General features: G+C 54.8%; 7 protein-coding genes. 6 read left to right on the forward strand and 1 reads right to left on the reverse strand.

Going from position 1 to position 12206, the window contains the following annotated elements; genetic code table 11:
* Positions 1 to 83: 83 nt before the first annotated feature.
* Positions 84 to 1052, reverse strand: a complete 969-nt coding sequence (trxB, locus tag ACB496_RS07265) for a thioredoxin-disulfide reductase (RefSeq protein WP_181827557.1) — start codon at positions 1050 to 1052, stop codon at positions 84 to 86.
* A gap of 552 nt (positions 1053 to 1604) precedes the next feature.
* Between trxB and lrp the strand changes: the two genes are divergently transcribed.
* The 6 genes from lrp to dmsA all read left to right on the forward strand — a co-directional run bounded on the left by lrp (position 1605) and on the right by dmsA (position 12201).
* Positions 1605 to 2099, forward strand: coding sequence for a leucine-responsive transcriptional regulator Lrp (lrp, locus tag ACB496_RS07270; RefSeq protein ID WP_000228473.1), 495 nt, complete (start codon positions 1605 to 1607; stop codon positions 2097 to 2099).
* A gap of 134 nt (positions 2100 to 2233) precedes the next feature.
* A complete protein-coding gene (gene ftsK / locus ACB496_RS07275; RefSeq protein WP_371974835.1) occupies positions 2234 to 6067 on the forward strand; it encodes a DNA translocase FtsK in 3834 nt (1277 codons plus the stop codon).
* Between the two features lie 128 nt (positions 6068 to 6195).
* Positions 6196 to 6810 carry an outer membrane lipoprotein chaperone LolA gene (lolA, locus tag ACB496_RS07280; protein ID WP_371974837.1) on the forward strand — a complete coding sequence of 205 codons (615 nt, stop codon included), beginning with the start codon at positions 6196 to 6198 and terminating at the stop codon, positions 6808 to 6810.
* A 9-nt stretch (positions 6811 to 6819) separates the two neighbouring features.
* Complete coding sequence (rarA, locus tag ACB496_RS07285; protein WP_100777012.1) at positions 6820 to 8163, forward strand: replication-associated recombination protein RarA; 1344 nt, start codon at positions 6820 to 6822, stop codon at positions 8161 to 8163.
* 91 nt (positions 8164 to 8254) lie between these two features.
* Positions 8255 to 9547 carry a serine--tRNA ligase gene (gene serS, locus ACB496_RS07290; protein ID WP_100777011.1) on the forward strand — a complete coding sequence of 431 codons (1293 nt, stop codon included), beginning with the start codon at positions 8255 to 8257 and terminating at the stop codon, positions 9545 to 9547.
* A gap of 209 nt (positions 9548 to 9756) precedes the next feature.
* Positions 9757 to 12201 carry a dimethylsulfoxide reductase subunit A gene (gene dmsA, locus ACB496_RS07295; protein WP_371974839.1) on the forward strand — a complete coding sequence of 815 codons (2445 nt, stop codon included), beginning with the start codon at positions 9757 to 9759 and terminating at the stop codon, positions 12199 to 12201.
* Positions 12202 to 12206 lie beyond the last annotated feature (5 nt).

Genomic DNA, 12206 nt, shown 5'->3' on the forward strand with positions numbered 1-12206 from the left:
TAGACAACCGCATGTTACACGTGGGAAAAAATAAAGGCGACCAGTGGCCGCCTTTATTTACGTTTGTTACTGACTTGTAAAGATTATTTACTTAATTCAGCCAGCCCATCCAGGTAGCGTTCCGCATCCAGTGCAGCCATACAGCCGGTGCCTGCGGAGGTGATTGCCTGACGGTAAATATGGTCCATCACGTCGCCTGCGGCGAATACGCCTGGGATGCTGGTCTGGGTCGCGTTGCCGTGAATACCAGACTGCACTTTGATGTAGCCGTTTTCCAGCTCCAGCTGACCGTCGAAGATAGCGGTGTTCGGGCTGTGGCCGATAGCCACAAACAGACCTGCCACTTCCAGCGACTCAATGTTGTCGCTGTTTTGCGTATCACGCAGACGCAGGCCAGCAACGCCCATCTGATCGCCAGTGACTTCTTCGAGCGTGCGGTGGGTGTGCAGCACGATGTTGCCGCTCTCCACTTTATCCATCAAACGTTTGATGAGGATTTTTTCCGCGCGGAAGGTGTCACGACGGTGGATCAGATGCACTTCAGAGGCAATGTTTGCCAGATAAAGCGCTTCTTCAACCGCGGTGTTACCGCCACCGATCACCGCCACTTTCTGGTTACGATAGAAGAAACCGTCGCAGGTGGCACAGGCAGAGACGCCACGGCCTTTGAACGCCTCTTCGGACGGCAGACCGAGATAACGCGCGGACGCGCCGGTTGCGATAATCAGCGCATCGCAAGTGTACTCGCCGCTGTCGCCCGTCAGACGGAATGGACGGTTTTGCAGATCAACCTTGTTGATGTGATCGAACAGGATTTCGGTTTCGAATTTGATGGCATGCTCGTGCATACGTTCCATCAGCAGCGGCCCGGTCAGGTCGTTCGGATCGCCTGGCCAGTTTTCCACTTCAGTTGTGGTGGTCAACTGACCGCCTTTTTCCATGCCGGTGATTAACACCGGGTGCAGGTTAGCGCGTGCAGCATAGACCGCTGCGGTATATCCCGCAGGTCCAGAACCAAGGATTAGCAGCTTACTGTGTTTAGCCGTGCCCATGAGATCCCCATTGTTGTTGGCAGACATTTGCTCGGATTGTAGGGAATTTGTTGCCTTAAAAAAAGAGCACAGCAATTTTGTAAACGATTTGTGTAATAGCCGGGGACGATGAGGCGGCCTTTTTGGGCGTAATAACATCACACTATCGGCGAAAAACGGTCGTTTATACGGCGTCCGAATGAGGATTAATACCCGGTCGCAATGAATAACTGGCATGTTGTACTAAAAAACGATGTTTTGCTTTGACAATCCCCTGCGCTTTTGCGAAAACATTGAAGGAAGAAAAAAAAAGCCGCGCTAACGTTGTGTCGCATAGACATGCACGGAAACGCCATTTTTACCGGGTCAGTGAAATCTACGCATGGTGTGGACAGATGCCATGCGTGATGTCGGTGACAGCCTTCTGGCAACGGTCTTCTCACCGTAGAACCCGAATCTGCATCGCGTACAAACTATAAAAGGCGATGTGATAAGCAACGGGTACAGGCTCTGAACAGTGATGTGCACAGGGTCCAGGCAGGAGTAGGGAAGGAATACAGAGAGACAATAATAATGGTAGATAGCAAGAAGCGCCCTGGCAAAGATCTCGACCGTATCGATCGTAACATTCTGAATGAATTGCAAAAGGATGGGCGTATTTCCAACGTCGAGCTTTCAAAACGTGTGGGACTTTCTCCGACGCCATGCCTTGAGCGTGTGCGCCGACTGGAAAGACAGGGTTTTATTCAGGGCTATACGGCTCTGTTGAACCCGCATTATCTGGATGCCTCACTTCTGGTATTTGTTGAGATTACTCTGAATCGTGGCGCGCCGGATGTGTTTGAGCAATTTAACACCGCTGTGCAAAAACTTGAAGAAATTCAAGAGTGTCATCTGGTTTCCGGTGATTTCGACTACCTGTTGAAGACCCGTGTACCGGACATGTCAGCCTATCGTAAACTGCTGGGTGAAACCCTGCTGCGACTGCCTGGCGTGAATGACACCCGCACCTACGTGGTGATGGAAGAGGTCAAACAGAGCAATCGTCTGGTTATTAAGACGCGCTAATACGGAACAGGTGCAAAATCAGCGTAATTTGATTACACTCCTGTTAATCCATACAGCAACAGTGCCGGGTATCCCGGCGCTGTTGTCCGTTTTAGCAAACAGGCAGGAAATGCCTGGTACCTGGAGAGCCTTTTTTGAGCCAGGAATATACTGAAGACAAAGAAGTCACGTTAACGAAGTTAAGCAGCGGGCGCCGACTCCTTGAGGCGTTACTGATTCTTGTTGCCCTTTTTGCCGTCTGGTTGATGGCCGCCTTACTCAGTTTCAATCCTTCCGATCCCAGCTGGTCACAAACGGCATGGCATGAACCGATCCATAATTTGGGCGGGGTGCCTGGCGCATGGCTGGCGGACACGCTGTTCTTCGTGTTTGGCGTGATGGCCTACACCATTCCGATCATTATCGTCGGCGGGTGCTGGTTTGCCTGGCGTCACCGTCAGAACGAAGAGTACATCGACTATTTTGCCGTTTCGCTGCGTTTGATTGGCGCGCTGGCGCTGATCCTCACATCCTGTGGGCTGGCCGCGATTAACGCCGATGATATCTGGTATTTCGCCTCCGGTGGCGTGATCGGCAGCCTGCTGAGCACGGCGCTCAAGCCTATGCTTCACAGCAGTGGTGGCACCATTACGCTGCTCTGTATTTGGGCCGCCGGGCTTACCCTCTTTACCGGCTGGTCGTGGGTGAGCATCGCCGAGAAACTTGGCGGCTTCATCCTCAATATTCTGACTTTCGCCAGTAATCGCACCCGTCGTGACGACACCTGGGTGGATGAAGAAGAATACGAAGATGACGACTATGAAGAAGAGACGTCATCCGCTAATCGTACTGAATCTCGCCGTACGCGCATTATGCGTGGTGCGCTGGCGCGTCGTAAACGCATCGCTGACAAATTCACCAATCCTGTGGCGCGTAAAACGGACGCTGCACTCTTCTCCGGCAAGCGCATGGATGATGACGAGCAGATTTCCTATAGCGCGGGCGGTGTTGCTGCCGATCCGGATGACGTGCTGTTCTCCGGCAATCGGGCGACGCCGGGTGATTTCGATGAATACGATCCGCTGTTAAACGGTCATTCCGTTACGGCACCTGTTGCCGCTGCGGCTGTTGCGACGACGGCTGCGCAAGCCTATGCCGCACCTGTCGAAGCTGTCATGCCTGCTGCGCCGGTGCAGACACCCGAGCCTGCAATGCAGCAGCCCGTGGTTGACTGGCAAACGGCGCCAGGCGTTCACACGCCAGAACCCACCATTGCCCCTGAGCCAGAAAGCTACGTGCCCGTTCAGCCGCAAGAGGTGCAGCCGCAAGAACAGTGGCAGCAGCCGTATCAGCCAGAGCCAGTTTACCAATCAGAAACTTATCCGCAGTATGCTGAGCCTCAGGTTCAGACTTACCAGGAATACACGCCTGAGCCCGTCGTCGAGCCGCAGGTTGAAGTGGAAGAGGTCAAACCGGCCCGTCCACCGATGTACTATTTTGAAGAAGTGGAAGAGAAGCGTGCCCGTGAACGCGAGCAGCTTGCGGCCTGGTATCAGCCTGTGCCGGAGCCAGTGAGCGAGCCTGTTGTCACGCCTTCTGCGTCGCCTGCGTCCTTAAGTACACCCGATCTCGACCCGACCGCATCCGTGGCACCTGTTGCGGCTGGTATTAAGCAAGCGACTGCCTCTGCGGCAGCGACAGCTGCGGCCGCCGCGCCAGTGTTCAGTCTGGCAACGGGCGGTGCGCCGCGTCCGCAGGTTAAAGAGGGTATCGGTCCGCAGTTGCCACGTCCAAATCGCGTGCGCGTTCCGACCCGTCGCGAGCTGGCGTCCTACGGGATTAAACTGCCTTCCCAGCGTATGGCTGAGGAAAAAGCGCGCGATCCTGATGACATGGATGATGTCGACGAAATGCAGCAGAACGAACTGGCCCGCCAGTTTGCTGCTCAGCAACATCAGCGCTACGGCGAAGAGTATCAGCCGCGTGTTCAGGACGACGAAGATGATGCCGCCGAAGCGGAGCTGGCTCGTCAGTTTGCCGCCTCGCAGGAGCAGCGTTACTCTGGCGAACAGCCAGCCAATGCGAATCCTTTCTCTCTGTCAGATTTTGAATTCTCACCAATGAAAGATCTGGTGGATGACACGCCGAGTGAACCGCTGTTTACGCCGAGTGTTATGCCGGAAGCTGAACCGCCGCGTCAGCACTATGCGCCTGCTCAGCCTGCGCACGTTCCACAACCTGCCGCTCCACAGCAATATGCGCAACCACAGCAGCCCGTTGCTGCACCACCGCAATATGCACAACCGCAGCAGCCCGTTGCTGCACCACCGCAATACGCGCAACCACAGCAGCCCGTTGCTGCACCACCGCAATATGCGCAGCCGCAGCAGCCCGTTGCTGCACCACCGCAATATGCACAACCGCAGCAACCTGTCGCACAGCCGCAGGAGAGCCTGATTCACCCGCTGCTGATGCGCAATGGTGACAGCCGTCCTGTGCAACGACCGACTACGCCGCTGCCGTCGCTGGATCTCTTAACCTCTCCGCCGACGGAAGTTGAGCCGGTGGATACCTTCGCGCTGGAGCAAATGGCGCGTCTGGTTGAAACGCGTCTGGCCGATTTCCGTATCAAAGCGGATGTTGTGAACTACTCACCAGGCCCGGTTATTACTCGCTTCGAGTTAAACCTGGCACCTGGTGTTAAAGCGGCACGTATTTCTAACCTGTCACGCGATCTGGCACGCTCACTGTCAACCGTGGCTGTGCGTGTGGTAGAAGTCATTCCAGGCAAGCCTTACGTGGGCCTGGAACTGCCGAACAAGAAACGCCATACCGTTTATCTGCGCGAAGTGCTGGATAACGCCAAGTTCCGCGATAATCCGTCGCCGCTTACTGTGGTGCTGGGCAAAGATATCGCGGGCGAGCCTGTGGTGGCCGATCTGGCGAAAATGCCGCATCTGCTGGTTGCAGGGACCACGGGTTCCGGTAAATCCGTGGGTGTAAACGCCATGATCCTGAGCATGCTGTACAAAGCGCAGCCGGAAGATGTGCGTTTCATCATGATCGACCCGAAAATGCTGGAACTGTCTGTCTATGAAGGCATTCCGCATCTGCTCACCGAAGTTGTGACCGATATGAAAGATGCCGCCAACGCACTGCGCTGGAGCGTCAATGAGATGGAACGCCGCTACAAGCTGATGTCGGCTCTGGGCGTGCGTAATCTTGCCGGTTATAACGATAAAATTGCTGAAGCCGCGCGCATGGGTCGTCCGATCCCGGACCCATACTGGAAGCCGGGCGACAGCATGGATGCCCAGCATCCGGTTCTGGAAAAACTGCCGTATATTGTGGTGCTGGTGGATGAATTCGCCGACCTGATGATGACCGTGGGCAAAAAAGTGGAAGAGCTGATCGCCCGACTGGCGCAGAAAGCGCGTGCGGCAGGTATTCACCTGGTGCTCGCGACGCAGCGTCCATCCGTTGATGTCATCACCGGTCTGATTAAAGCGAACATTCCAACGCGTATCGCCTTCACCGTTTCGAGCAAAATCGACTCCCGAACCATCCTCGATCAGGCCGGTGCAGAATCGCTGCTTGGCATGGGTGATATGCTCTTTTCCGGCCCTAACTCCACGACGCCAGTGCGTGTTCACGGTGCTTTCGTGCGCGACCAGGAAGTCCACGCGGTGGTCCAGGACTGGAAAGCGCGCGGTCGTCCTCAGTACATTGACGGCATCACCTCTGAAAGTGAAAGCGAGAGCGGCGGTGGCGGTTTTGACGGTGCGGAAGAGTTGGACCCGTTATTCGACCAGGCAGTAAACTTTGTGACGGAAAAACGTAAAGCCTCGATCTCGGGCGTACAGCGACAGTTCCGCATCGGCTACAACCGTGCCGCACGCATCATCGAACAGATGGAAGCGCAGGGCATTGTGAGCGAGCAGGGGCACAACGGTAACCGCGAAGTGCTGGCACCGCCGCCGTTCGAGTAATCTGGCGCCGAATGCAAAGATGGGTAAATCAGCAAAAATTAAGCATTTTCTTCTGTCGCCTGCCTGCGGGCAGGTCCAGAATAGAGGACAGCACCCCATTCGGGGATGACGAATTTTAAGGATTAATAATGAAAAAAATCGCAATCTTCGGAGCACTACTGACCAGCTTTGTTGCCAGCAGCGTCTGGGCTGATGCCGCAAGCGACCTTAAAAGCCGCCTGGATAAAGTCAGCAGCTTCCATGCCAGCTTCACACAGAAAGTGACGGATGGTAGCGGTAATGCGGTGCAGGAAGGTCAGGGCGATCTCTGGGTGAAACGTCCTAATCTGTTCAACTGGCACATGACGCAACCGGATGAAAGTATTCTGGTTTCTGATGGCAAAACCCTGTGGTTCTACAATCCGTTTGTAGAGCAGGCGACGGCAACGTTGCTGAAAGACGCGACCAGCAATACGCCGTTCATGCTCATCGCCCGTAATCAGACCAGCGACTGGCAGCAGTACAACATTAAGCAAAATGGCGATGATTTTGTACTGACGCCGAAAGGCAATAACGGCAATCTCAAGCAGTTCACCATTAATGTGAGCAGCAACGGGACTATCAATCAATTCAGCGCCGTTGAGCAGGATGAGCAGCGCAGCAGCTACCAGCTCAAGTCTCAGCAAAATGGCGCTATTGACGCATCGAAATTCACCTTTACCCCGCCGCAGGGCGTAACGGTGGACGATCAACGCAATAAGTAAGAGGCGTGAGTGGGCAACCTGTCGCTCGATTTTTCTGACAATGCGTTTCAACCTCTGGCCGCGCGTATGCGGCCAGAAAATTTAGCGCAGTACATTGGCCAGCAGCATCTGCTGGCTTCCGGTAAACCGTTGCCGCGCGCTATCGAAGCCGGGCATCTGCACTCGATGATCCTCTGGGGGCCACCCGGTACGGGTAAAACTACGCTGGCCGAAGTGATTGCTCGCTATGCAGATGCGGACGTGGAGCGCCTTTCTGCCGTCACGTCAGGCGTGAAAGAGATTCGCGAAGCCATTGAGCGCGCCCGTCAAAACCGCAATGCCGGTCGTCGTACGATCCTGTTTGTCGATGAAGTCCATCGTTTCAATAAGAGCCAGCAGGATGCGTTTCTGCCGCACATTGAAGATGGCACGATCTTTTTTATCGGTGCGACCACCGAAAACCCCTCTTTTGAACTCAACTCGGCGCTGCTGTCGCGTGCGCGCGTCTATCTGCTGAAATCGCTCACCACGGACGATATCGAGCAAGTACTGACTCAGGCGATGGAAGACAAATCGCGCGGTTACGGCGGACAGGATATCGTTCTGCCGGATGATACCCGTCGTGCGATTGCCGAACTGGTCAATGGCGATGCGCGCCGGGCATTAAATACGCTGGAAATGATGGCCGATATGGCCGAGCTGGACGCATCCGGGAAGCGGGTGCTGAAGGCAGAGTTACTGACCGAAATTGCCGGAGAGCGCAGCGCGCGTTTCGACAACAAAGGCGATCGTTTTTACGATCTCATTTCGGCGTTACACAAATCCGTACGAGGCAGTGCGCCAGATGCTGCGCTCTACTGGTATGCGCGCATTATTACCGCCGGTGGCGATCCGCTCTACGTCGCGCGCCGCTGTCTGGCGATTGCATCCGAAGATGTCGGTAATGCCGATCCGCGTGCCATGCAGGTGGCGATTTCTGCCTGGGACTGTTTTACCCGCGTAGGCCCGGCGGAAGGCGAGCGCGCCATCGCTCAGGCGATTGTCTATCTGGCCTGTGCACCGAAAAGTAATGCTGTCTACACCGCGTTTAAAGCAGCGATGTCCGATGCTCGCGATCGGCCGGACTATGATGTGCCGGTGCATCTGCGTAATGCGCCGACCAAACTCATGAAAGAGATGGGTTACGGTCAGGAATATCGCTATGCCCACGATGAGCCGAACGCCTATGCCGCCGGGGAGGAATATTTCCCGCAGGAAATGGCACAAACGCGCTATTATCGTCCAACCAACAGAGGTCTTGAAGGCAAGATTGGCGAAAAGCTCGCCTGGCTTACCGGACAGGATCAAAATAGCCCTATAAAACGCTACCGTTAGCGCGATCGTTGCGGTAATGTTGGCAATGTATCCCTGTGACCGCAGGCTGTGGTCACTTTTCCTCATTTAATTCGATAAGCACAGGATAAGCATGCTCGATCCCAATCTGCTGCGTAACGAGCCAGACGCAGTCGCTGAAAAACTGGCACGCCGGGGCTTTAAGCTGGATGTAGATAAGCTGCGCGCTCTTGAAGAGCGTCGTAAAGTTCTGCAGGTACAAACTGAAAATCTGCAGGCTGAGCGTAACTCTCGATCGAAATCCATCGGCCAGGCGAAAGCACGCGGGGAAGACATTGAGCCATTGCGTCTGGAAGTGAACAAACTGGGTGAAGAGCTGGATCAGGCGAAAGCTGAACTGGATGTTCTTCAGACCGAAATTCGTGATATCGCGCTGGCGATCCCGAACATTCCTGACGATAGCGTTCCTGTCGGCAAAGACGAAAATGATAACGTTGAAGTGAAACGCTGGGGTACCCCTCGTGAATTCGACTTCGATGTGCGCGATCATGTCACCCTCGGTGAAATGCACGCGGGTCTGGATTTTGCCGCTGCGGTGAAACTGACCGGTTCTCGCTTTGTGGTGATGAAAGGCCAGATCGCGCATCTGCACCGTGCGCTGGCGCAGTTCATGCTGGATCTACACACCGAGCAGCATGGTTACAGTGAAACCTACGTTCCGTATCTGGTTAACCACGATACGCTGTACGGTACTGGCCAGTTGCCGAAATTTGCAGGCGATCTGTTCCACACTCGTCCGCTGGACGAAGAAGCAGACAGCAGCAACTATGCGTTGATCCCAACGGCTGAAGTGCCGCTGACCAACCTTGTTCGCGATGAAATCATCGACGAAGACGATCTGCCAATCAAACTGACTGCACACTCTCCGTGCTTCCGTTCTGAAGCGGGTTCCTACGGTCGTGATACCCGTGGTCTGATTCGTATGCACCAGTTCGACAAAGTCGAGATGGTTCAGATTGTTCGCCCGGAAGAGTCGATGGATGCGCTGGAAGAGATGACCGGCCATGCAGAGAAAGTGCTTGAGCTGTTGGGTCTGCCGTACCGTCGTATGGCGCTGTGCTCGGGTGATATGGGCTTTGGTGCCTGTAAAACCTACGACCTGGAAGTTTGGGTCCCTGCGCAGAACACCTACCGCGAAATCTCCTCCTGCTCTAACGTCTGGGATTTCCAGGCACGTCGCATGCAGGCGCGTTGCCGCAGCAAATCTGACAAGAAAACCCGTCTGGTTCATACCCTGAACGGTTCTGGTCTGGCTGTGGGCCGTACGCTGGTTGCGGTGCTGGAAAACTACCAGCAGGCAGACGGCCGTATTGAGATCCCTGAAGTGCTGCGCCCGTACATGAAAGGCCAGCAGTACATCGGTTGATTTGCCCTAAAACAAAAAAGCGCCTGATGGCGCTTTTTTTATGCCTGCGTTTTGACTCCAGACAATAACTTATCCTCCTAAAGTAGTAATACTCATCTCACTCATTATTAGCATAAAAATCTAATAACGAATCAAATCGTTATATAAAAAACTATATAGCGGCGTGTGCCGCACCTTTATTTATTTGTGAGCAACCAAAGTGAGTTTCTATGAAAATCAAAGCGCCTGATGCTCTTCTGGCTGCCGAGGTGAGTCGTCGCGGGTTAGTCAAAACGACGGCGATTGGTGGCCTGGCCGTTGCCAGCAGCGCGTTCACTCTCCCTTTTTCACGGATGGCAACCGCGGCTGAAGCTATCGCGCCGCTGAGTGCCCCGGATAAAGTGGTCTGGAGCGCCTGTACCGTCAACTGTGGCAGCCGTTGCCCGCTGCGAATGCACGTTGTCGATGGTGAAATCAAATATGTCGAAACCGACAACACCGGGGATGATAACTACGAAGGGTTACATCAGGTTCGTGCCTGCCTGCGTGGTCGCTCGATGCGTCGTCGTGTTTACAATCCGGATCGCCTCAAATATCCCATGAAACGCGTGGGCAAACGCGGTGAAGGCAAGTTTGAGCGCATCAGCTGGGAAGAGGCCTTTGATACCATCGCCGGGAATATGCAGCGACTGATCAAAGAGCACGGCAACGAATCCATCTATCTGAACTACGGTACCGGCACGCTCGGTGGTACCCTGACTCGCTCATGGCCACCGGGTAAAACGCTGATTGCCCGTCTGATGAACTGCTGCGGCGGTTATCTCAATCACTACGGTGATTACTCCTCTGCGCAAATCGCTGAAGGGCTGAATTACACCTACGGCGGCTGGGCCGACGGCAACAGCCCGTCCGATATCGAAAACAGCAAACTGGTGGTTCTGTTCGGCAACAATCCGGGTGAAACGCGTATGAGCGGCGGTGGCGTGACCTATTACCTCGAGCAGGCGCGCGCAAAATCTAATGCCCGGATGATCATCGTCGATCCGCGCTATACGGATACCGGCGCCGGTCGTGAAGATGAATGGATCCCGATTCGCCCGGGTACCGATGCGGCGCTGGTGAATGCGCTGGCGTGGGTGATGATCACAGAGAATCTCGTCGATCAGCCATTCCTCGACAAATACTGTGTCGGGTATGACGAGAAAACCTTGCCAGCCAGCGCCCCGGCTAACGGTCATTACAAGGCGTATATCCTTGGACAGGGCAGCGATGGCGTGGCGAAAACGCCGCAATGGGCATCCACCATCACAGGCATTCCCGTTGAGCGTATTGTGCAACTGGCGCGTGAAATTGGCTCGGCGAAACCGGCCTATATCAGCCAGGGCTGGGGCCCGCAGCGTCATGCGAACGGTGAAATTGCCACTCGCGCGATTTCGATGCTCTCAATTTTAACGGGCAACGTCGGCATCCACGGCGGTAACTCCGGCGCGCGTGAAGGCTCTTATTCTTTGCCATTCGAACGCATGCCTACGCTGGAAAACCCGGTGCAGACCAGTATCTCCATGTTTATGTGGACCGATGCGATTGAACGCGGCCCAGAAATGACGGCCCTGCGTGACGGTGTGCGCGGCAAAGATAAACTGGATGTGCCGATCAAGATGATCTGGAACTATGCCGGTAACTGCATTATTAACCAGCATTCAGACATCAACCGCACGCATGACATCCTCCAGGATGACAAAAAATGCGAGATGATTGTGGTGATCGACTGCCATATGACCTCGTCGGCGAAATATGCCGATATTCTGCTGCCGGACTGCACCGCCTCTGAGCAGATGGACTTCGCGCTGGATGCCTCCTGCGGCAACATGTCGTACGTCATCTTTGCCGACCAGGCAATTAAACCGCGCTTTGAATGCAAAACCATCTACGAGATGACCACGGAACTGGCTAAACGTCTCGGCGTTGAGCAGCAATTCACCGAAGGCCGCACTCAGGAAGGGTGGATGCGTCATCTGTATGAACTCTCCCGCAAGGCGATGCCTGAACTGCCTGATTTTGACACCTTCCGTAAGCAAGGGATGTTCAAACAGCGCGATCCGCAAGGGCATCATGTGGCCTATAAAGCGTTCCGCGAAGATCCGCAGGCGAATCCACTGACTACGCCGTCTGGCAAAATCGAGATTTACTCTGAAGCACTGGCAAAAATTGCCGCCAGCTGGGAGCTGCCAGAAGGGGATGTCATCGATCCATTGCCGATCTACACCCCTGGTTTTGAGAACTATAACGATCCGCTCACCGCCAAATACCCACTGCAGCTCACCGGTTTCCACTATAAATCGCGCGTTCACTCTACCTATGGCAACGTCGATGTGCTGAAAGCGTCGTGCCGCCAGGAGATGTGGATGAACCCGATGGATGCCCAGAAACGTGGCATTGCCAATGGCGATCGCATTCGTATCTTTAACGATCGCGGAGAGGTGCATATCGAGGCGAAAGTGACGCCACGTATGATGCCAGGCGTGGTCGCGCTGGGGGAAGGGGCCTGGTACAACCCGGATGCCAATCGCATCGATCAGGCTGGCAGCATTAACGTGCTGACTACGCAGCGACCGTCGCCTCTGGCGAAAGGCAATCCGTCCCACACGAACCTCGTTCAGGTTGAAAAGGTATAAGGAGT

Source organism: Lelliottia nimipressuralis, from assembly GCF_041464075.1.
Lineage (GTDB): Bacteria > Pseudomonadota > Gammaproteobacteria > Enterobacterales > Enterobacteriaceae > Enterobacter > Enterobacter nimipressuralis.